This is a genomic window from Arthrobacter sp. GQ119 (assembly GCF_059759125.1).
On record NZ_JCAXEA010000005.1, the window covers coordinates 102,753 to 123,768 of the forward strand.

Below are 21,016 nucleotides of genomic sequence, written 5' to 3' on the forward strand. Positions count from 1 at the left end.
ACGGCGTCCGGTCCAGTCTGTCGCAGTAAATGTACTTAGGAAAGCTGGGGAGCAATCCGGGGCTGTCAGGAGAAAGGCGCCGAGGCGTACCCTGAGGATATATAAAGCTGCGACGTCGGAGCGGAGTTAGAGATGACCTCCAAGTGGCTGCGGTGGATGCCTGCCGCGGCCGTACCTGCTGTAATCGCTGCCGGGGTATTGGCAGGATCCGTACCCGCCAGCGCCCGTGATCCGCTGCCGGACAAGACGCCCGCACAGGTGCTTGCCATGATCGCACAGCACACCACCAAGACCCTGTCGGGGACGGTTGAGCAGACCTCGGAGCTTGGCCTGCCGGATGTTCCGCAGTTTGGCCCTACCTCCGGGGCAGGAACAGGCTCTCTGGCCGAACTGCTGACCGGCCCGCACAGCGCACGGGTTTACGTCGACGGACCTGCCAAGGTGCGGATCCAGGTCATGGATAGACTCGCCGAGCGGGACGCCGTGCGGCAGGGCAACGAGCTGTGGCTGTACAACTCCAAGGACAACACGGCCACCCATGTGACACTCCCGGACAAGGCTGCCGGCAGCAGTCCGCCGGCCACCAGAATGCCGGGATCCGTGCTTACCCCGGAGGAACTGGCTGCCCGGATGCTCGCCAAGATTGACTCCTCGACGGACGTGACCGTCGGCGACGACGTGGAGGTGGCCGGCCGCGCGGCGTACAGCCTGAGGCTGACCCCGCGGTCGGAAGGAACGCTGGTTGAGTCCGTGGCCATTGCCGTGGACGGCGAAAGGGGCCTGCCGCTCAGCGTTGAAATCCGCGCCCGCGGACAGGTCGAGCCAGCGTTCCGGGCCGCATTCTCCAACCTGAAGTTCGAGGCGCCGGACGCCGGACTCTTCAACTTCACGCCGCCGCCGGGTGCCACGATCAAGGAAGTGGTGGTACCGGGATGGCCGCACACAGCAAAGCATCCCGGCAGGCACCACGGGACACACCAGCTTCCGGGCGCCCGGCTGAACTCCCCGTCGGTGACGGGCTCGGGCTGGGAGAGCATCGTCAGCTTCCCGGCACGTGCCGCTTTGCCTGATGCGAGTGCACCGAACACGGGTACACCGAACGCCGGAGTGCCGTCGATTGACGGCCTGCTGGCCGACCCGCTGCTGAGGCAGGCCACGGTCACCGTCCCCGGAGGCCGGGCGATCTCGACATCCCTGCTGAACGTCCTGCTGACTGACGATGGCCGGGTAGTCGCCGGGTCCGTACCCTTGGAGCGGCTTCAGGCAGCCGCCGCCGCGAGGTGACGCCCACTCACCGGGGCCCGGGACTCGCCATCGAGACCCGGGAACTGACCAAGCGCTTTGGCCACCAGGTGGCCGTCGACAGGATTGACTTGGCTGTGCCGGAGGGATCCGTCTTCGGATTCCTGGGCCCCAACGGTTCCGGCAAAACCACCACCATCCGCTTGATGCTCGGCCTCGCCTCGGCCACCGGCGGTTCCGTCAGTGTGCTCGGCCTGGACATGCCGCGCCGGCTCGACGAAGTGCTGCCCAGGGTTGGCGCCCTGGTTGAGGGACCCGCGTTCTATCCGTTCCTCTCGGGGGCGGCAAATCTGCACCGTTTAGACGCCGCGGACCGGCATGCCGTTCCCGGCACCCGGCGTGCCCGGGTCACCGAAGCACTCGAGCGGGTGGGGCTGTCACACGCCGCCCGCAAGAAGGTCCGCGCCTACTCGCTCGGCATGAAGCAGCGGCTGGGAATCGCCAACGCCCTGCTCTCCCGGAGGGAATTGCTGGTCCTTGACGAACCGACCAACGGACTGGATCCGCAGGGCACCAGGGAGGTGCGCAGCCTGGTCCGCTCGCTGGCCGCCGACGGTGCCACTGTGTTTGTTTCCAGCCATCTGCTCGCTGAAGTGGAGCAGATCTGCACACACGCGGCGATCATGAGCGCCGGCCGGCTCGTGGCCCAAGGCACGCTGCCCGAACTCCGCCAGGCCGGCTCCGCGCAGCTGCGGCTTCTCACGCCCGACGCCGGTGCGGCCTCGGGCGTTCTGGCCCGGTTTGGCATGACTCCGGTCATCGGGCATCCGGACGGCCAGGGCGCCGTCATTACCGCCATAGTGCCTGACGCCGTGCCTGACGCCGTGGTGCCGGGAGCCATAGCTCCGGAATCAATCGTGGCGGCACTCGTGGCGGACGGCGTGCGGGTCCGTGGCTTCACTGTGGAGCGCGGCAGCCTGGAGGACCGCTTTGTGGCCCTGACGGGGGAGGGCTTCGATGTCGCGCAGTGATCCGATTTCGGACAGTAAGCAGACAATGAACAGCGCGGGGGAGGCCAGACGCCGGCCGTCCAGTGCATCGTTGTTCGGGTCAGAGCTGGCGCTGCTGTTCCGGCGGCGCAGGACCCAGGCCCTGCTGCTGGCGCTGGCCGCCATACCGGTGATGATCGCCGTCGTCGTCCGGATTTCCTCGTCGGTACCGCCGGGCCGGGGGCCGGCGTTCCTGGACCGCATCACCCAAAACGGGCTGTTCGTCGGCGTGACAGCCATGATCGTTGCTGTGCCGCTGTTCCTGCCGCTGACGATCGGCGTCGTGGCGGGGGACACCATCGCCGGCGAGGCCGGGCATGGCACGCTCCGGTACCTGCTCGTGGCTCCTGCCGGGCGCGTGCGTCTGCTCCTGGTGAAATACGTGGGGGTGGTGGCATTCTGCATCGCGGCACCGCTGGCGGTGGCACTCGCCGGGGCCGGCATCGGTGCCGCGCTTTTCCCCATCGGTCCGGTGACCCTGCTCTCGGGCGACGTGGTGGAGCCGGGCGAAGCATTCAGCAGAATGCTGCTGATCGCCACCTACCAGACGGTCTCGCTGCTGGGACTATCGGCGATCGGACTCTTCCTGTCCACTCTGACGGACGTGCCGGTGGGAGCCATGGCTGCCACGATCGTCCTGTCCGTGGCATCGCAGGTGCTGGACCAGCTGCCGCAGCTGGAGTGGCTGCATCCGTGGCTGTTCAGCCATTACTGGTTCGGATTTGCGGACCTGCTCCGCCAGCCCATCGGATGGGATTCCTTCACCGATAACGCCCTGTTGCAGGCGGGCTATATCGCTCTTTTCGGTGCCTTGGCATACGGCAGGTTTCTCAGCAAGGACGTGCTGTCGTAGGAGTATTCACCCGGCTAGTAGCGCGCCGCCACCGGGTAGAGCTGCATGCCGGCCATCGTGCCCAGATCCGTCACCGTGATCCCGGCGGACGGGTTCAGGGCCTGCACCACCGGGCGCGGACCTTTTGGGCGAGGAGCTTCAGCCCGAAGGCTCAAGCGTGCTGGTGCGATTCGTGCTCGGAATGGCTGGCAGGTTCGAGCTGAAAGGTGCAGTGCTCGGTGTCGAAGTGCGAGCCGAGGCAGGTGGTGAGCTTGTCCAGGACCTGATCAGCCCCGCGGGCGCTCAGCACGTCGTCCTCCACCACCACGTGGGCAGAGAACACCGGCACACCCGACGTGATGGTCCAGATATGGATGTCGTGGACCGCCACCACGCCCGCCACTGAGAGGATATGTTCACGGATCATCTGGACCTCCACCCCTTTCGGGGCGGCCTCCAGCAGCACGTCCACAACGTCCCGCAGCAGGTGCCAGGCCCGCGGCAGGATCATGACGGCAATGACGACAGAGGCGATGGTGTCCGCGGCAAGGAATCCCGTGAGCATGATCACCACGGCCGCGGCGATGACCGCCATTGAGCCCAGCAGGTCACCCAGCACCTCGAGGTAGGCCCCCCGGACATTGAGGCTTTCCTTCTGGGCGCCCCGCAGGATCAGCAGCGAGACAAGGTTTGCCGCGGCGCCGAGGACGGCGGCGTACAGCATGATGTCCGTCTGCACTTCCGGCGCGGCACCGATCCTTCGGACGGCCTCCGTGAAGATCACCACGGCGATCGCCACGAGGATCAGCGCGTTGGCGAGGGCGGCCAGGACCTCGGCGCGCTGGTAGCCATAGGTCCGCAGGTCACTGGCCGGGCGGGACGCGATCCACGCGGCCAAGAGCGCGATGAAGACGCCCGCCGCGTCGGAGAGCATGTGCCCGGCATCCGCGAGCAGTGCCAGGGATCCCGACAGCGCGGCACCTGCCACCTGAACGAGAACAACGGCCACTGTGATGGCCAGGACGGCGATCAGGCGCCGGCGGTGCTTGCCGGTCGCCGTGAGGCCCGGGGCATGGTTGTGATCGTGTCCCATGCCTATAAGGCTAATGCCAACCGAGTTAATCCCAACCGAGTTCGTGGAGCCGGTCGTCGTCGATTCCGAAGTGGTGGGCGATCTCGTGAACCACTGTTACGGCGACTTCCTCCACCACGTCCTCGCGGGACGAACAGATGTCCAGGATGGGCTGGCGGTAGATGGTGATGCGGTCCGGCAGGGAGCCCGCGTCCCACCACGAGTCGCGCTCGGTCAGGGGGACACCCTCATAAAGCCCCAGGAGCACAGTGTCCGGGTCCTCCCCTGGCTGGGGTGTGTAATCGTCCTCAATGAAGACGGCCACATTGTCCATGGCGCGCGCAATGTCTGCCGGGATCATGTCCAGGGCGTCGCTGACGGCTGCCTCGAAATCGGTTTCGGACATGTCGAAGCCGTGGGAATCGCTGGCGCCGTCCGGAACAATGGGAAGTCCTGGCGGCAGGTTTGCGGGCATACCCAAACTTTAGCGGGATCTCCGCCGGGTGAGGCCCACGCCCACCAGGCAGACGGCGCCGCCGACAAGACCCCAGACAGTGGGGATTTCTCCGAGTACAGCCCAGGAGATCAGCACCGTGGTGGCAGGCACCAGGTAGGTGGTGGCGGCAAGCTTGCCTGCGTCGATGAGGGAGAGGGCATATGCCCAGGTGGTGAACGCAATGGCCGTGGGAAAGACGCCGAGATAGACGAGGCCCATGGTGGCCGGCAGCGGCGCCGCCTGCAGCTCGTTGACCAGCTGGCCGGTGAACGGCAGGCAGCACAGGAACCCCACCATGATGCCGAACCATGTGGCCTGCCCCGCCGAGAACTTCCGCAGCACCGGCTTCTGGACAATCACGCTGACGGCGGCGAGTGCGGCCGCCAGCAGGCAGAGCAGCACGCCGGCCACGTCCGCCGTCGACCGCTGCCCGGAGCCGAGCGCGATCACCGCCACGCCGCCAAAAGCCACGACGCTGCCGATGATGAGCCACCGCGGGAACCCCTCCTTGAGGACGATGCCCGCCAGGACAGCAATCAGAATGGGGTTGACGTTGATCAGCAGCGCGGCTGTCCCGGCGTCGAGCAGGTGCTCGGCGGCGTTGAGCGCAACGTTGTAGCCGCCAAACCACATCACCCCGAACGCGAGTATGGGCCACCATTCGCGTCCCCGCGGCAGCATGCGCAGTTTTGGCAGGACCACCACGCCAAGTGCGACGGCGGCAATTGCCAGCCGCCCCAGTGTCAGGGAGCCGGGGGAGAAGCTGGGGCCGACCGCGCGGATGCCCACAAAGGCGGACGCCCAAAGCACCACCGTGATGACGACGGCGGCGACGCCCAGTCTGCTGATCGGTGGCGCTGCCTGTTTGGGTCGTGGGGGAGAGACGGGTGCGGCGTCACCGCCGGCGGAGGCGCCGGCTCTGCCCGCTGGGGCGGCTGCAGGGTTTGCGGGACCGGACGATCCCTTGTGGGGATCTGCCGGCTGACTCGGGCCGGTGCGGGCGGTGGTTGCCATGGTGCCAATCTAGCCCTGTGTCCGTTCCCAGGGCTGGCGGAAATCGGTCACTTCTAGGCGAGAAACTGCCAAGTTTCCGCCGCGCTGCCGGGGCGTTGGGCCCGCATCACCGCCGATTTTGGAAATTCCCGGAGGAGGCTCTATAGTTTTAGAGGTCCAGTTCGGAGCAACTCGAAGGGACAAAAACGAAAGGCTTCGGCCCTTTATTTTTGCCCGGAACAACCCGTACTGAGTTCAGGCCCCCATCGTCTAGCGGCCTAGGACACCGCCCTTTCACGGCGGCGGCACGGGTTCGAATCCCGTTGGGGGTACGCAAGGAAATGGTCAAACCGGACCAAAAAGTCTGGTAGGCTAAAAGCCTTGAAAAACGCAGTAGCGATACTGCAAACAGCAAGAAACAAGCAAGGCCCTGTAGCGCAGTTGGTTAGCGCGCCGCCCTGTCACGGCGGAGGTCGCGGGTTCAAGTCCCGTCAGGGTCGCTCTGATTGCCAGAAGAAATTCCGGCTCTCAAGGTGACACGTCACCAAGGCTCTGTAGCTCAGTTGGTAGAGCGTTCGACTGAAAATCGAAAGGTCACCGGATCGACGCCGGTCGGAGCCACCAGCTAGAACCCCGCAGTTCCCGGTATTTACCAGGGAACGGCGGGGTTTTTTCGTTGCCGGATTCTTCCCGTTGCCAGCCGGATCCTGTGTTTCTCCGGCGTACGCCCGTACGCCCCGGCCGCCCGGGGCAGGCAGATTTTGTCACCCACTGGCCAGCCGTCCAGAGCCGCTCGGACCTGTGGATCTCGAGCGCCCGTGGGTCCGTGGACGCGGATGTCGTTTCAGCAGCTGTCCCCGACGTGGTGCCTACCACGCTGCTCACCGCAAAGGCCACCACAACCAGGTGCCTGCCATTCGGCCTTGGCCATCGGCCGCGCCCAACCGGTATGTGGCGTCTGTCTCAGTTCTGATCATCACTTCACGACCCCCGATATGGCGGATATCACTCTTCTGGGCCAGGGGCGAATGCCAAAGCGGACGTGACGCCATTGTTACGTTCCGGTTGATGTATTTTCCGGGCTGTGGCACGCGCGCGCAAACGTAGATGTAAGCGCTTGCATCACTGCGCGCCGAGGCAGTGGAACCTCCCAAAACCGGGTTGAACTCGGCTGACAACGTTGTCTACCGTGGAGTGCGGGCCCGGAGATGTATGACATCTCCAGGCTTCAATATGGGGGACTACCCAACCCCCGTTCTCCCTCGACACAACGGCGTCCTCGATGACGCACGTCGTGTCAACGGGGCCTCCGGAGTGCGGGGCACAGGGCACCAGCCCGTCTTCCACGAACGTAACTCCGCGAGAAGAGCAAAAAATGCACAAGCACCCCAATACCCCCCGGATGCTGCGGTGGCGCCCCGCCGCCGCAGCGCTGGCGGCGGCTGTTGCAGCCTCGACTTTCCTTGCCACGCCGTCGGCGCAGGCCAACGAACCGGCGGATCCGCCGGCCCAGCAGCAGATGCCGGCTCCCGCCCCGGGCTTCCCCCTTCCCACGAAGCACACGCAGAAGGCCTACGACCCGGAGTCGGACTTCACCTCGAAGTGGACCCGTGCCGACGCGAAGCAGATCATGGCGCAGAGCGACTCCACGGTAAAGCCCGGCGAGAACTCAATGAGCCCGGACGTCACCATGCCGGAAATCCCCGAGGACTTCCCCACCATGAACGACGACGTGTGGGTTTGGGACACCTGGTCCCTGACGGATGAGCACGCCAACCAGATCAGCTACAAGGGCTACGACGTCATCTTCTCCCTCGTTGCTGACCGCCACGCAGGCTATGGCTTCGACCAGCGCCACTGGAACGCCCGCATCGGCTACTTCTTCCGCAAGACCAACGCCGACCCGGCCAAGGACAAGTGGAACTACGGCGGACACCTCTTCCTGGACAACACTTCCATCGGCAACACCGAATGGTCCGGGTCCACCCGCCTCATGAAGGGCAACCAGGTGAACGTGTTCTACACGGCCACCACGTTCTACGACGTCAAGGAGCGCAATGCCGGCGGCGGCGGAATTGCCCCTGACGCTGTTATTGCCAAAGCTCTCGGCAAGATCCACGCCGATGAGAACGGCGTGACTTTCGACGGCTTCAAGCACCACAAACTGCTCGAGCCGGACGGCAAGATGTACCAGACCAAGGAACAGAACCCGGGCTTCGCCTTCCGCGACCCCTACACGTTCGCCGACCCGGCACACCCCGGCAAGACCTTCATGGTCTTCGAAGGCAACACCGGTGCCAAGCGTGGCGACTACCGCTGCAAGAACGAGGACCTGGGTTACCGCAAGGGCGACCCCAACGCTGAAAGCCTCGACGAGGTCAACAACAGCGGTGCCTATTACCAGACCGCAAACGTCGGCCTGGCCGTGGCTGAAAACAAGGACCTCACCAAGTGGAAGTTCCTGCCCCCGATCCTCTCCGGAAACTGCGTCAACGACCAGACCGAGCGTCCGCAGATCTTCATCCAGAATGAGGGCGGCAAGAACAAGTACTACCTGTTCACGATCAGCCACCAGTTCACCTATGCTGCCGGCATGCGCGGACCCGACGGCGTCTACGGCTTCGTGGGCGACGGTATCCGTTCTGACTACCAGCCGATGAACAACAGCGGCCTGGCTCTCGGTTCCCCGACGGACCTGAACCTGCCGTCCGAATCCCCGGAAGCACCGACCCCGCAGCAGAACGGCCGCCAGTTCCAGGCCTACTCGCACTACGTGCAGCCCGGCGGCCTGGTCCAGTCCTTCATCGACAACGTGAACGGCGTCCGCGGCGGCTCCCTCTCGCCCACCGTGAAGATCAACTTCCGCGACGGCGTATCCCAGGTTGACCGCAGCTTCGGCAAGAACGGCCTCGGCCCGTTCGGCTACCTGCCCACCAACGTCCGCGTCGGCGGCGAAGGCCTTTACAAGTAAAGCCGGGCTTTTGCCTGTGACCGGTGATTAGGCCCCACAGCAGTAGAGCGGTACAGCAGTAGAGCAGCACAAGCAGTACATCGGCGGAGGCGCCCGGACCAGGTCCGGGCGCCTCTGCTGCATTCGGCGACACGCCTTCAGATCTTTGTTCCTTATATACGCATGCCTGCGCGACGTACGCGGTATACGCGCGCCCGTTGAACGCAGGGCTGTGGGCTGTCAACTTGGAATGCATGCCGCGTCCGCGGCTAGACTCGCACGCCGGGGGATACGGCCGGCTCTTGCATCCGGCCAGTCAAGGCCGCCTGCCGGCGGTGAATCTATCCAGGAAATGTGAACCGTGAAAAACTTTGCCCGCATGCTGAGCGTCACCTCCCTTTTCGCCGCGGTGGCACTTACCGCCTGTACCGCCCCGGCGGCAGGCAGCGCGCCGTCGCCGTCCAATGATTCCGGGGCCTCGAGCAGCCCTGCTGCCGCACCGGAGGCCAGCACGCCGTCGGGCCCCTTTGGCGGCTTCGCCACAGCCGCGGAAGCCTGCAAGGCCGTCTCCGAGCAGGCCACCGGGGCCTCGCTGCTGCCCATGTCCGCTGCACAGGGGAAGACCGCAGAGCTTGAGCGAAAGAAGGCGGAGCTCAGCGAAACGGCGCAGCTTGTTCCCGACTCGCTCAAGGCAGACTTCGCCAGGCTGAACGAGGTGGCAGTGGCCGGTCTGACTGACCAGACCGTCTACTCCAGCGGCAAATTCCAGGAGGCCATTGCCCCGGTAAACCAATGGCTGGCCAGTAACTGCGCCTAGGGCCCGCGACCAGGGTCTGTGCCTAGAGTCTCTGGGCCTGGAGTCTAAGCGTGGAGTCCGCGGCTGGAGTCCGTGCCGGGAACGATGGGCGAATCGTGCCCCTGCCACCCCCTGACGTTGTCGGACCTAGGGGATAGGGTTGTGTTCAACAGAAGGGGAGCGCCTGATGGAATACCAGAATCCGGATCCTGCCGGCATCCGCACGCAAACGGTCCTCAGTCAGACCGGGGGCGGCGGACGGACGGTCATTTCTGAGACAGCTGTCGCCAAGGTGGCCGGAATCGCCGCCCGCGCCGTGCCGGGCGTCTATTCCCTGGGGACGGGTTCTTCCAGGGCCCTCGGGGCGATCCGGGATGCGGTAGGCAGCTCAGACCACGCCGGGGTGCATGCCGAGGTGGGCGAGACCCAGGTCGCCGTCGATATCACGCTCGTCGCAACTTACGGCACACCGCTGCACTCCCTGGCCAACCAGGTTCGGGCCGCTGTCTATTCGGCAGTTGAGAAGCTTGTTGGACTTCAGGTCATCGAAGTGAATGTCGAAATCAACGATGTCTACATCGCGCCGCCGGTGAAGCCGGCTGCAGCACCTGAGAGGGAGGCGATCCAGTGAGCCTGACGGTCGTAGGAATCGGAATCGGCGCATTCGTGGCCTTCATGTCGCTGCAGTTCGGGCTGTGGGGGTTCCTGGTTTCCCTGCTCTTCATGGGCCTTGGCGCCCTGCTGGGCCGCGCCGCAGAAGGGAAACTGGACCTGCGCAGCGTCATTGATGCCCTGAGCGGCCGGCGCTCCTCGTCATGAGCGCGGAAGCGGAAGCGACTCCGAGCCGGCTCTACAGCGGTCACAACAGGATCAGCACCCAGGCCCTGACAAGCCTGGCGAGGGCGGCGGCCGGTGCGGCCCTGGGGATTCCTCCGCACGATGTCCGCGCGGATTGGTCGGACGACGACGGCTTGCTGGCGTTGTCCCTTGTGACTCCGATCAAAATCCCTTCCCTGACGGCCGTCGTGCGGGACCCCGCACGCGTTCCTGCTTTTGGCGGCTCCATCTGGGAACGGGCAGTTTCGGCCAGGTCCGAGATCCTCACCACAGTCACAGAACTCAGCGGTGCCAGGCTGAGCAGGGTGGATATCCGCATCAGCGGCGCGCACGTCACGGAGAGGGGCCGGGTCCGTTGAGCTCAGTCATCGAACGGCACAACCCGGCGGATGAAGATCCGGCCGATGCCGCCGAATCAGGGAACGCCGGGTCCTTTGACATGCGCCGTGTCCTCCACCGGGAAACCCACTCCTCGCGTGCCGTAGCAGCATGCCTCGCAGCTGTGCTCATCGGCCTCGTCTCCCTCTACGGCCTGCTTGAGGCGGCGGTCCGGGCGATCGGCCAGCCTCCGTGGCTCATCGACCCCCAAACGGCGGCCGAACGGATCGTGGCGCTGCCGGACGGCATCCCGCCACTTCTGCTGGGCGTCACGGGCGCCGTGGTGGCGGCGGCCGGGCTCTTCTTCTTCCTCAGCGCCATACTTCCCGGACGCAGGGCGAGGCATTTGCTCGAAGAGCCCGGGGTCGCTGTGGTGGTGGACGATGAAGTCATCGCATCCGCCCTGGCCCGCCGGGCACGCCAAGCGGCCAACGTCACGCCGGAGCAGGTCATGGTTGTGGTGTCCCAGCGCCAGGCGATGGTGAACGTCCGACCCACATCAGGTGTTCCCGTAAGTGAGAACGCTGTCCGTGAGGCTGTCGAAGACGAACTCCTTTCCATGGCGCCCATCCCGCTGCCAGCAGTACGGATCAACCTGGCGGAGTCGGGGGTGATCGGGGCATGAACAGCACCCCGCGCCTGCTCAACCGGATCCTCATCGGGATCCTCGGCCTCATGCTCCTGACCGTGGGCATCCTGCTCATGCTGCTGGCCTCGGTTCCCGCGGTCGGATCGTGGTGGCAAGCCTGGTCCGGCAGCGTTTTGGACGGCGCCAATCAGCTTTTTGACGGGACAAGGTTCCCCGGCCGGCAGGAGAGTTGGCTTTGGATCGTCCTCGCGCTCTTCCTGGTCCTCCTGATAGGACTGATGGTGGCGTGGGTCGCCCAGCAGGGAAAGGGCCGATCCGGGCTATTGCTGGCCGCCGAGGACCCCGGCGGGGTACCGGGAGACGTCCACATCGGCGGCGGCGTGGCGGAGCAGTCCCTGAAGAATGCACTTGCCGAGCGTCCCGATCTCGCCGGGGCCATTGTCACCACATACGACGTCCGCGGGCAGCCGGCGCTCAAGATCCGCCTTCACCCGAGGCCCGGTGTCGCACCGCACCTTCTGGCGGCGGATGCGTCGGAACTTGTTGCGGCTCTGGATGAAGTTGTGGGCCAGAAGACACCTGTGCTGTTGCACATAGCCGTCGGGGCCCGCACACGCTTCAGCCGCGCGGAGCGCGTCCGCTGATTGTGACGCCTGCATGTCCGCCCGGCGTGGGCTTTTGCCTCCGGACCAGCCCGGCGCCTAGTTTGAAGGCGAGGGGGTGGTGGCCGCTGGTCACCACTGCCTGCTGAGGGGTCCAAGAACCCGGACGGGTCCAACAAGCCCGGCAAAGCCGTCAACGAAGGAGAATACTGTGCGCGAAGAAGTAACAGGAAACCACGCTGCGAAGGACGGACTTGAGAATGCGGTCGGCCAAGCCAAGGAATTTGCAGGCGGCGCCGCCGAAAACGTCAAAGTGTTGGCCGGCGGGACGGCGGAACACGTCAAGGAGTTCGCCGGGCAGGCAGCCGGGAACGTCAAGGAACTCCTGTCAGGGGATGTTGCCGCAAATCTGAAGGAAGCGGCCGGTGATGCGGCGGGCAACGCCAAGGAATTCGCCGGCGGTGTCACCGAAACAGCCAAGGGCTTCTGGGCCAGGCTTGCCGGGCTCCTTAAGGGAGGCAAGTAGCCCTTCGGTTTGTCCGAATCACTGATAGAGCGCCGCGTCCCGGGGGACGCGGCGCTCTGTCGGTTAAGGCGGACGCTTCCTGGAGGCCTACCCGGCCACGAGGTAGGCCGCGCTGTTCGGGGCAATGACAGCGCTGTCGGCGCTGTATCCGACTCCTGGTCCTGTTTCCGTTTCTGCGTCGCTCGAGAGAACCACCCGGTAGCCGTCCGGCACGGGCGTCGCCTCGCTCCCCATGTTCGCCACCACCAGGACGTCCCGGTTCTGAAACGCCAGCACACCCTGCTCAGGATCGTGCATGTCTGCCCAGCAGAAGGTGCCCGAGCCCAGCCCGTGGCTACCACGCAGGGACAGCGCCGAGCGGTAGAGCTCGAGCGTGGAACCAGCGACGCCTTCCTGCCTGTCCGCGGCGAGTCCCCGGAACGAGTCCGGCTGGGGCAGCCACGGTTCGGCCGGAACGCCGGAGTTTGGGGCGCCGGCAGATGCGGGCACTACCGCCGCGTAGGCCTCAGCGAATCCGAAGCCTGGCTCATTCGATTTCCACGGCAGGGGAACGCGGCAGCCGTCGCGTCCGCGCTCCGCACCGTTCGTGCGGAAGAACGTCGGGTCCTGGCGCGCCTCCGCGGGCACGGTGGTGTGCTCCGGGAGGCCGAGTTCTTCCCCTTGGTAGAGGTAGGCAGAACCGGGCAGGGCAAGCGACACCAGCGTGGCCGCCCGGGCGCGGGCGAGGCCCAGGGCGGCATCCGGTTGCTCGTCCTCCGTGGCGATGCCCTTCGGGAAGCTGGTGGGATCGGACAACCCGAACCGTGTCGGGTGCCGGACGGTGTCGTGGTTGCTCAGCACCCACGTTGTCGGGGCGCCGACCGATGCGGCAGCCTCAAGCGACTCCTCGATGGCCACTGCCATGCGCCCGGCATCCCAGCCGGCCAGCAGGAAATCAAAGTTGAATGCCTGTTGCATTTCGTCCTTGCGGATGTATCGCGCCAGCCGTTCCGCCGGTTCCACCCAGGCTTCGGCCACCAGCATGCGGTCTCCGTCATACTCGGCCAGGACGCGGTTCCAGTCCCGGTAGATGTCATGGACGCCGTCCTGGTCAAAGAAGGGAGACGGCGGATACAGCGGAGATACCGGTTGATGCTGTGGGTCCTCTCCCGCATGGTCCAGCACGGAGACTCGTGCCCGGGCAGCGTCATCTGCGCCGGCACTGCCGGCCGCAAGGCTGGCGTAGTGGGCTGTGTGGGGCTCGACTGATTCCGGATGCGCTCCGGGGGCGTCCGGAAGGTGCCTTGCGTCGGCTGAGCCTTCCACCATGGCCGCCACGCCATCCCAGTCCGGCAGCCCGGCCTCCTTGACCATTCCGTGCGCCACGTCCACCCTGAAGCCGTCCACGCCGCGATCCAGCCAGAACCGGAGCACGGACCGCATCTCCTCCCACACTTCGGGGTTTTCCCAATTGAGGTCAGGCTGTTTGGTGTCGAACAGGTGCAGGTACCATTCGCCGGGCGTGCCGTCCGCGTTGAAGGTGCGTGTCCAGGCCGGACCGCCAAAGATGGACCTCCAGTTGTTCGGGGCGATGTTCCCGTCACCCGAACCCTCCACTTCGTCCTTGCCGGGCCTGAAGATGTAACGTTCCCGGGCAGCGGATCCAGGTTTCGCGGCCAGAGCCTCCCGGAACCACATGTGCTCGTCCGACGTGTGGTTCGGCACCAGGTCCACGATGACTTTGATGTCCAGGCCGTGGGCCTTCAGTAACATCTCATCAAAATCGGCCAGGCTGCCGAACATCGGGTCCACCTCGCGGTAGTCGGCCACGTCATATCCTGCGTCTGCCTGCGGTGATTCGTAAAAGGGTGAGAGCCAGACGGCGTCAACGCCCAGCTTCTTGAGATAGGGCAGCCGTGCGGTCACACCGCGCAGGTCCCCCATGCCGTCGCCGTTGCCGTCCGCGAACGAGCGCGGGTAGATCTGGTAGACGACGGCACTGGCCCACCACGTCCCGATGTCAGAGCCGGGCGTTGAAATTGGACGATGGCTCATGGTTGCCTCTCCGGTAACAATTAGGTGTAAACGCTTGCATTTCTTTCCGCAACGTTACTAGTGTGATGGTCACCACAACAACCGCACCACGACTAACTCTTGTCACTCAGCGAGGAGTTCTTTGCCAATGAAAACCCGCAAATTCTTATTGCCGGTCGCTACCGCCGGCGTTCTCGCCCTGACGCTCTCCGCCTGTGGCGGCGGTGGCGGGGGCGGCACCACAGCCGGCGGCGGTGACGCAGCCAACGGTCTCGACGGCCGCGGCCCCATCACGTATGTGCAGGGCAAGGACAACAACAGTGTGGTCCGTCCCATGATCGAAAAGTGGAACGCCGCCCACCCCAACGAGAAGGTGACCTTCAAGGAGCAGACCGACCAGGCCGACCAGCAGCACGATGACCTGGTCCAGCATTTCCAGGCCAAGGACCCCAACTATGACGTTGTGAGCGTGGACGTCGTCTGGACGGCAGAGTTTGCCGCTAAGGGCTGGCTGCAGCCGCTGAAGGACCAGATGGCGATTGACACCTCGGCCATGCTGAAGCCGACCGTTGATAGCGCAACGTACAAGGGGACCCTTTACGCAACCCCCAAAGAATCTGACGGCGGCATGCTCTACTACCGCAAGGACCTCGTGCCCACGCCGCCCAAGACCTGGGACGAAATGATGCAGATGTGCTCCATCGCCAAGGAGAACAAGATTGGCTGCTTCTCCGGCCAGTACAAGCAGTACGAAGGCCTCACGGTCAACGCCTCCGAGGCCATCAACTCCGCGGGCGGCTCCGTGCTGGACGAGGAAGGCAAGCCCAGCCTGAACACTCCGGAGGCCAAGGCCGGTCTTGAGAACCTTGCGAAAGCATTCGCGGACGGCAACATCCCGAAGGAAGCCATCACTTACCAGGAGGAGGAGGGACGCCGTGCTTTCCAGTCCGGCAACCTGCTGTTCCACCGCAACTGGCCCTACGCGTACAGCCTCATGTCAACCGAAGGCTCGTCCAAGGTGAAGGACAAGTTCGGTGTGGCCCCGCTTCCAGGCAAGGATGGTCCCGGCGCGTCGACGCTGGGAGGCCACAGCGCAGCCATTAGCGTCTTCTCGAAGAACAAGGCCACAGCTCTGGATTTCATCAAGTACATCGCTTCGGAGGAAAACCAGAAGTTCTATGCGGTCAAGGGTTCACTCGCACCCGTGCTGGCTAACCTCTATGATGACGCCGAGCTGGTGAAGCAGCTTCCGTACCTGCCTACGCTCAAGACTGCCATCGAAAACGCCGTGCCGCGCCCTGTAACGCCGTTCTACCCGGCGGTCACGCAGGCCATCCAGGAGAACTCCTACGCAGCGCTCAAGGGTGAAAAGCCGGTGGACCAGGCACTGTCTGATATGCAGAAGTCCATCGAAGCCGCCGGTGCGGGATCGTAGTCCAGCCATGGCAACCGAAGTAGGCCCGACGCCGGTCAAGTCACCGGCGTCGGGCGGTACCCCGATCCACCACGGGCCCAAGGGCGTTGGCGAGGACAACAAAATCCTCAGCCAGGGCAAATGGGCCACCTGGCTGCTGGCCCCGACCATCATCGCGCTGGCCGTGGTGATCGTTTACCCGATCATCAGCGCCATCGTGATGTCCTTCCAAAAGGACGCCGGCCTGGACCCTGAGACCGGCCTGTTCACGGCCGGCGGCCCGGCAGGCATCCAGAACTACGTGAACTGGATCGCGCAGCAGTGTGCGGCCGCCGGCGGCGGGACGGTTGCGTGTCCTCCCGGAACCCTCGGAGCGCAGTTCTGGTCCGCCACCCAGACCACGTTCATCTTCACCATCATCACGGTCACCCTGGAAACAATTCTGGGTTTCTGGATGGCCATGATCATGGCCCGGGCCTTCAAGGGCCGCAGCCTCGTCCGCGCCGCAGTCCTGGTGCCGTGGGCCATTCCCACGGCAGTGACGGCCCAGCTGTGGCTGTTCATCTTCGACTTCCAGGGCATCGCCAACAAGATCTTCAACACATCCATCCTGTGGACCGGAAGCGAGTGGCCGGCCAGGTGGGCCGTCATTATTGCGGACACCTGGAAGACCACGCCGTTCATGGCGCTGCTGATCCTGGCAGGTTTGCAGATGATCCCGGCCGAAGTCTATGAGGCAGCGAAAGTGGACGGTGCCACAGCTTGGCAGCGGTTCCGCATGATTACCCTGCCGCTGGTGAAGCCGGCCCTGATGGTGGCCATCCTCTTCCGCACACTGGATGCCCTGCGCATGTTCGACCTGCCGTACATCCTCACGGGCGGCGCGAACAACACCACCACGCTGTCCATCCTTGTCATCAATCAAATCCGGCAAGGGTTCAACTCGGCGGCGGCGTTGTCCACCATTACCTTCATCATCATCTTTTTGGTCGCTTTCATCTTTGTCCGCTTCCTTGGGGCGAACGTTGTGGAGCAAAGCGGCGCCACCGGTAAGGGGAAGAAATGAGCACCGGGACAGCCCTCCGGGCAGAGCAGGACAGAGGCCGCCGCAAGGCGCAGAACAGGGAAAAGTGGGCGCAGGGCCGCACGTACATCAGTGCGGCAGTCATCCTGATCTGGTGCCTGGCACCGGCGTACTGGATGGTCGTCGTGGCCTTCCGCGAAGTCGGTTTCACCTACGACACGTCGATTTTGCCTTCCCATGTCACGCTGGACAACTTCATCACGGCGTTCGACACGTCCTTCGGCAACAGGTTTGGCCAGGCGCTGCTGAACAGCATCTTCATCGGCGTGGTGGTTACCGCCATCTCGCTGCTGATCGGTGTTTTCGCCGCGTATGCCCTGGCCCGGCTGAACTTCCGGTTCAAGTTCCTGGTCCTGGGCTTTATCCTGGGTGCCTCCATGTTTCCCGGAGTCGCGCTGATCACGCCGCTGTTCCAGCTGTTCACCAATATCGGCTGGATGGGCACGTACCAGGCACTGATCATTCCGAACATCTCGTTCGTGCTGCCGCTGACCGTGTACACGATGACGTCCTTCTTCCGCGAAATGCCGTGGGAGCTCGAGGAGTCGGCACGTGTTGACGGCTGCACGCAGGGGCAGGCCTTCCGGAAGGTCATCATGCCGCTGGCGGCCCCGGCCATCTTCACGACGGCCATCCTGGCGTTCATCTCCTCCTGGAACGAGTTCCTGATCGCCAGCCAGCTGTCCAGCGATGCAACGCAGCCGGTCACGGTGGCCATTGCGAACTTTGCCGGTGCACAGCCCCAGCAGATTCCCTACACGGCCATCATGGCCGCCGGCACCATCGTCACCATTCCGCTCGTCATTCTTGTGCTCGTCTTCCAGCGCAAGATCGTAGCCGGTCTGACGGCGGGTGCAGTCAAGTGACGCAGGGAGCAGCGCCGCAGGGCAGGAAGCAGTCAGCGGGACTTGGGCAAAAGCGCGTTCGTTCCGGCGAGGACTTCGACATCATCATCGGATTCCTGGGCTTTTGGGCTGTGGTGCTGCTCGTCGTTACTGTATGGATGGAGCTGACCGCCCAGCCGGCCTTGGGCTGGGCGCTTGGCCTGCTCGCCATCCTGCTGGCGCTCTACGGCATGATCAGGCTCCGCAGGGGCCTTCCCGCACGCACCGCCACGCGGCGCAACTGACACACGCAGGCCGGACTAAAATGGTTTCTTGCCGTTGGGAGAATGGGATGGCGGAAATCTGCAGCCGGCCTTTGAGGGGACACCGTGGCGCGCACAACTGACCGGGCCCAGCGCGGCGGCCACTCGGGTGTAAGCATTGAGGACGTGGCGGCAGCCGCCGGGGTGTCCACTGCCACGGTGTCACGCGCCGTGCGGGGCCTGCCGCGCGTTTCGCCGGCAACGCGCGCGAAGATCCTTGAAGTTGCCGGCGCCCTGGGCTACGTGGCGTCCTCGTCAGCCTCTGGCCTGGCGACCGGCCGCACCAAGACCATCGGCGTGCTGGCGCCGTTCGTGAGCCGCTGGTTCTTTTCCAAGGCCATTGAAGGGGCCGACCGCGAGCTCCATGCGCGGCAGTACAACCTGTCCCTGTTCAACCTCGGCGGGCACGGCAGCCACCGTGAGCGGCTCTTCAGCAAGACCATGGTCTACAAGCAGATCGATGCGCTCCTTGTCCTGTGTATGGCGTTGTCCCACGAGGAGCTTGACCACCTGCAGAAGATCGACATTCCGCTGGTGGTGGTGGGCGGCCATGTCGAGGAATGCGCCTATGTCGGCATCGACGACTACGCGGCCGCCTCCACTGCCGTCAAACACCTGATCGACCTGGGGCACCGCGACATTGCGCTGCTCCACGGGGACGACGAAACCGACCTCAACTTCGACGTCCCGCGCGTCCGCATTCTGGCGTTCCAGGACGTAATGGCGGCGGCGGGCCTAGAAGTCCGCCCGGAGTGGGATGAGTGGGGCGATTTCACCCTCAGGAGCGGCCAGGAAGCGTTCCGCCGGCTGTGGGGACAGCCTGGCCAGAAGCCCACCGCAATATTCTGTGCCTCCGACGAGATGGCCATGGGCGTCATTTTCGAAGCGCAGCGCGTGGGCGTCCGGGTGCCCGAGGACCTGTCGGTGATCGGGATCGACGACCACGATTTTTCCGACGCCATGGGGCTGACAACGGTGGGCCAGCGGCCGGACGAGCAGGCGGAGCTGGGCACGAAGATGCTCCTGGATGAACTCCTCGGCATCACCGGCTCGGTACGCTCCGCCATCGCTCCGCACCGCCTGATCGTGAGGCGCACGACGGCGCAACCCAGGGGGTAGGGAAAAAGCGGCGTCAGCGGGTCAGGACGCCCGTGCGAGTTGGCGGATGGGAATCCACCGCGACGCGAGCCGGCGGTACGCGGCAGCTGCGCCGGTCATGTCTCCCTCTGCGAGGCACTCGATGCCGAGGCGCACATCCATGGGGGAGTCATCCGGATATACCTTGTCCGCCACGGCGCCGTAGTCCAGTTCCACCATGGATTCCGCATGGAAGAGTTCCAGCCACTCGGTGAGCTGGGTGAGGTCGTCAAGCATGTCGAGATCCGGAGCCGCCAGTGCGAGGTTGGCCACGGCGTAGCGCACCCGGTCGAGGGCCTCGGCAATCGGGGCCAGAACCCGGACGGTGACGATCCGGCCGCCGGCCTCGACCACTTCCTGCGGATCCGACTCGAGGAACAGCGAGAACCAGCTGAAGGGAATGCCCCAGGTGGACGCCCGGGTATGGACCCGGTTGGCGCCTTCGCGGGCACTCACGAGGTCGATGCGTTCCTGGTGCCGGTCCCGCTGCTCTTCCGGAATCAGGAGTTCAGCCAGCGGCCCGTGGATGCCCTCCATCAGCGCGTTGGCTGCCAGCCCGGCCCGCAGGACAAGCTGGCTGGGGCAGTAAAGGAGGGAGTCGCCGTCGGAATCTTTCGCGTCCGGCGAATCCGTGGCTTCGTCCGCAACCGGCAGTCCCAGGGGACGGGTGACCCGCACCAGGTCGGTCCGTCCCGTCGGGAACGGATCGCCGCCGGGGCGCGTGATCCGCCCCAGGGAGGCCAGCAGCTCGGCGTTTTCAACGGCAGCGCGGGACGCCGCCCGCTCACCGGCAGCCTTGAGCGCCGGACGCTGCTCCTCGGGGAACGCGTCCAGGGGCTCGTAGACCCGCAGGGTGGACGAGAACGGCAGCCCGGCCTGCCCGCGGTAAAGGCTGCCCGTCATGAGTGTTCAGCCCTCATGAGTCAGCCAGCTCCACGAGCACAGGGGCGTGGTCAGAGGCGCCCTTGCCTTTGCGTTCCTCGCGGTCAATCGAGGCGCCGGTGACCCGGGCGGCAAGGGCGGGCGAGGCCAGGATGAAGTCAATCCGCATGCCTTCCTTCTTGGGAAAGCGCAGCTGCGTGTAGTCCCAGTAGGTGTAAACACCGGGGCCGGGGGTGTGCGGGCGGACCACATCCGAGTAGCCGACCTGCTCGAAGGCGTGGAAGGCGGCGCGTTCCGGTTCGCTGACGTGCGTGTAGCCCTGGGTGAGGAACAGATCGATGTCCCAGACGTCGTCGTCCGTGGGTGCGATGTTCCAGTCGCCCATCAGGGCGACCTGCGCCTCCGGGTTCTCAGAGATCCAGCCGGCGGCGTGGTTCTTGAGGGTGTCAAGCCACTTGAGCTTGTACGGCATGTGTTCGTCGTCGAGGGCGCGGCCGTTAGGGACGTAGAGGCTCCATACGCGGACACCGCCGCAGGTGGCGGCCATGGCGCGGGCCTCCTGAATCGGGTCCGAACCCCCCTTGCCAAACACGGGCTGGTCCATGAAGGCGCGTTCGACGTCCTCGAGTCCCACGCGGGAGGCAATCGCCACGCCGTTCCACTGGTTGAGGCCGTAGTGCGCCACCTCGTAACCCATCCGTTCGAACAGCTCCCACGGAAAGTTGTCGTCCTTACACTTGGTTTCCTGGATGGCAAGGACATCGCAGTCGGAGCGCTGCAGCCAGGCCTCCACACGGTCGGCACGGGCACGGAGGGAGTTCACATTCCAGGTAGCTATCTTCACAGTTCCTAACTTACCGAACTTGGGCCCGGGATGAACGGGGCGCAAGGGGAGCGCCCGCGGAACCGCGGCACTTCGGCGCGGACAAGCCGGGATATGACGGTCGGCGCCGAATTTTGGACTCTGGAATTTAGTA

22 protein-coding genes and 3 tRNA genes are annotated in these 21,016 nt (G+C 65.0%); 19 read left to right on the forward strand and 6 right to left on the reverse strand.

Annotated features, from left to right (window positions below; all coding sequences use genetic code 11):
- Positions 1–132 precede the first annotated feature (132 nt).
- From AC6CH3_RS06415 to AC6CH3_RS06425, 3 genes are read left to right on the forward strand one after another with little or no spacing between them, the layout of a single operon-like run.
- Positions 133–1,284 (forward strand): LolA family protein, encoded by a 1,152-nt coding sequence (locus AC6CH3_RS06415; protein ID WP_498131632.1) that lies wholly within the window; start codon positions 133–135, stop codon positions 1,282–1,284.
- Positions 1,281–2,273: an ABC transporter ATP-binding protein gene (locus tag AC6CH3_RS06420; RefSeq protein WP_498131633.1), complete on the forward strand. Its 993-nt coding sequence runs from the start codon at positions 1,281–1,283 to the stop codon at positions 2,271–2,273. Before AC6CH3_RS06415 ends, AC6CH3_RS06420 begins: the two co-directional genes overlap by 4 nt.
- Positions 2,274–2,298: 25 nt before the next feature.
- Complete coding sequence (locus AC6CH3_RS06425; RefSeq protein ID WP_498131634.1) at positions 2,299–3,144, forward strand: ABC transporter permease; 846 nt, start codon at positions 2,299–2,301, stop codon at positions 3,142–3,144.
- A 151-nt stretch (positions 3,145–3,295) separates the two neighbouring features.
- Here the strand turns inward: AC6CH3_RS06425 and AC6CH3_RS06430 are convergent, their stop codons facing one another.
- The 3 genes from AC6CH3_RS06430 to AC6CH3_RS06440 are packed head-to-tail and all read right to left on the reverse strand — an operon-like array spanning position 3,296 to position 5,705.
- Entirely contained in the window at positions 3,296–4,216 is a 921-nt protein-coding gene (locus AC6CH3_RS06430; RefSeq protein WP_498131635.1) for a cation diffusion facilitator family transporter, read from the reverse strand.
- 25 nt (positions 4,217–4,241) lie between these two features.
- A complete protein-coding gene (locus AC6CH3_RS06435) occupies positions 4,242–4,670 on the reverse strand; it encodes a metallopeptidase family protein (RefSeq protein WP_498131636.1) in 429 nt (142 codons plus the stop codon).
- Positions 4,671–4,679: 9 nt separating this feature from the next.
- The gene (locus AC6CH3_RS06440; RefSeq protein ID WP_498131637.1) at positions 4,680–5,705 is read right to left on the reverse strand and encodes a DMT family transporter; all 1,026 of its coding nucleotides are present in this window, start codon (positions 5,703–5,705) and stop codon (positions 4,680–4,682) included.
- Positions 5,706–5,943: 238 nt separating this feature from the next.
- On the opposite strand from AC6CH3_RS06440, the gene AC6CH3_RS06445 reads away from it, so the two are divergent.
- The 11 genes from AC6CH3_RS06445 (at position 5,944) to AC6CH3_RS06495 (ending at position 12,362) form a co-directional block, all read left to right on the forward strand.
- A tRNA-Glu gene (locus AC6CH3_RS06445) sits at positions 5,944–6,016 on the forward strand.
- Positions 6,017–6,110: 94 nt separating this feature from the next.
- Positions 6,111–6,184 (forward strand) — tRNA-Asp (locus tag AC6CH3_RS06450).
- Between the two features lie 48 nt (positions 6,185–6,232).
- Positions 6,233–6,308: transfer RNA gene (locus tag AC6CH3_RS06455), tRNA-Phe, on the forward strand.
- Between the two features lie 751 nt (positions 6,309–7,059).
- The gene (locus tag AC6CH3_RS06460) at positions 7,060–8,655 is read left to right on the forward strand and encodes a glycoside hydrolase family 68 protein (protein WP_498131638.1); all 1,596 of its coding nucleotides are present in this window, start codon (positions 7,060–7,062) and stop codon (positions 8,653–8,655) included.
- A 340-nt stretch (positions 8,656–8,995) separates the two neighbouring features.
- Positions 8,996–9,451, forward strand: coding sequence for a hypothetical protein (locus AC6CH3_RS06465; protein WP_498131639.1), 456 nt, complete (start codon positions 8,996–8,998; stop codon positions 9,449–9,451).
- Positions 9,452–9,617: 166 nt separating this feature from the next.
- Entirely contained in the window at positions 9,618–10,061 is a 444-nt protein-coding gene (locus tag AC6CH3_RS06470) for an Asp23/Gls24 family envelope stress response protein (protein WP_498131640.1), read from the forward strand.
- On the forward strand, positions 10,058–10,249 hold the full coding sequence (locus tag AC6CH3_RS06475) for a hypothetical protein (RefSeq protein ID WP_498131641.1): 192 nt from the start codon (positions 10,058–10,060) through the stop codon (positions 10,247–10,249). Before AC6CH3_RS06470 ends, AC6CH3_RS06475 begins: the two co-directional genes overlap by 4 nt.
- Positions 10,246–10,626 carry a hypothetical protein gene (locus AC6CH3_RS06480; protein ID WP_498131642.1) on the forward strand — a complete coding sequence of 127 codons (381 nt, stop codon included), beginning with the start codon at positions 10,246–10,248 and terminating at the stop codon, positions 10,624–10,626. The genes AC6CH3_RS06475 and AC6CH3_RS06480 overlap by 4 nt, the downstream gene beginning before the upstream one ends.
- Positions 10,627–10,706: 80 nt before the next feature.
- Complete coding sequence (locus AC6CH3_RS06485) at positions 10,707–11,270, forward strand: hypothetical protein (RefSeq protein ID WP_498131737.1); 564 nt, start codon at positions 10,707–10,709, stop codon at positions 11,268–11,270.
- Positions 11,267–11,878: a hypothetical protein gene (locus AC6CH3_RS06490; RefSeq protein ID WP_498131643.1), complete on the forward strand. Its 612-nt coding sequence runs from the start codon at positions 11,267–11,269 to the stop codon at positions 11,876–11,878. The genes AC6CH3_RS06485 and AC6CH3_RS06490 overlap by 4 nt, the downstream gene beginning before the upstream one ends.
- 169 nt (positions 11,879–12,047) lie before the next feature.
- Positions 12,048–12,362: a hypothetical protein gene (locus AC6CH3_RS06495; RefSeq protein WP_498131644.1), complete on the forward strand. Its 315-nt coding sequence runs from the start codon at positions 12,048–12,050 to the stop codon at positions 12,360–12,362.
- 87 nt (positions 12,363–12,449) lie between these two features.
- Here the strand turns inward: AC6CH3_RS06495 and AC6CH3_RS06500 are convergent, their stop codons facing one another.
- Entirely contained in the window at positions 12,450–14,396 is a 1,947-nt protein-coding gene (locus tag AC6CH3_RS06500) for an alpha-amylase family glycosyl hydrolase (RefSeq protein ID WP_498131645.1), read from the reverse strand.
- Positions 14,397–14,523: 127 nt separating this feature from the next.
- Here AC6CH3_RS06500 and AC6CH3_RS06505 point away from each other — a divergent pair, with 127 nt between their 5' ends.
- From AC6CH3_RS06505 to AC6CH3_RS06525, 5 genes are all read left to right on the forward strand, one after another.
- The gene (locus tag AC6CH3_RS06505) at positions 14,524–15,810 is read left to right on the forward strand and encodes an ABC transporter substrate-binding protein (protein ID WP_498131646.1); all 1,287 of its coding nucleotides are present in this window, start codon (positions 14,524–14,526) and stop codon (positions 15,808–15,810) included.
- A 7-nt stretch (positions 15,811–15,817) separates the two neighbouring features.
- On the forward strand, positions 15,818–16,855 hold the full coding sequence (locus AC6CH3_RS06510; protein WP_498131647.1) for a carbohydrate ABC transporter permease: 1,038 nt from the start codon (positions 15,818–15,820) through the stop codon (positions 16,853–16,855).
- Entirely contained in the window at positions 16,852–17,739 is an 888-nt protein-coding gene (locus AC6CH3_RS06515) for a carbohydrate ABC transporter permease (protein WP_498131648.1), read from the forward strand. The genes AC6CH3_RS06510 and AC6CH3_RS06515 overlap by 4 nt, the downstream gene beginning before the upstream one ends.
- Complete coding sequence (locus AC6CH3_RS06520; protein WP_498131649.1) at positions 17,736–18,002, forward strand: hypothetical protein; 267 nt, start codon at positions 17,736–17,738, stop codon at positions 18,000–18,002. The genes AC6CH3_RS06515 and AC6CH3_RS06520 overlap by 4 nt, the downstream gene beginning before the upstream one ends.
- Positions 18,003–18,086: 84 nt before the next feature.
- A complete protein-coding gene (locus AC6CH3_RS06525; RefSeq protein WP_498131650.1) occupies positions 18,087–19,139 on the forward strand; it encodes a LacI family DNA-binding transcriptional regulator in 1,053 nt (350 codons plus the stop codon).
- A 21-nt stretch (positions 19,140–19,160) separates the two neighbouring features.
- Here AC6CH3_RS06525 and AC6CH3_RS06530 read toward each other — a convergent pair whose 3' ends face one another.
- Positions 19,161–20,060 carry a DUF8083 family protein gene (locus AC6CH3_RS06530; protein ID WP_498131651.1) on the reverse strand — a complete coding sequence of 300 codons (900 nt, stop codon included), beginning with the start codon at positions 20,058–20,060 and terminating at the stop codon, positions 19,161–19,163.
- A 13-nt stretch (positions 20,061–20,073) separates the two neighbouring features.
- The gene (locus AC6CH3_RS06535; protein WP_498131652.1) at positions 20,074–20,883 is read right to left on the reverse strand and encodes an exodeoxyribonuclease III; all 810 of its coding nucleotides are present in this window, start codon (positions 20,881–20,883) and stop codon (positions 20,074–20,076) included.
- Positions 20,884–21,016 lie beyond the last annotated feature (133 nt).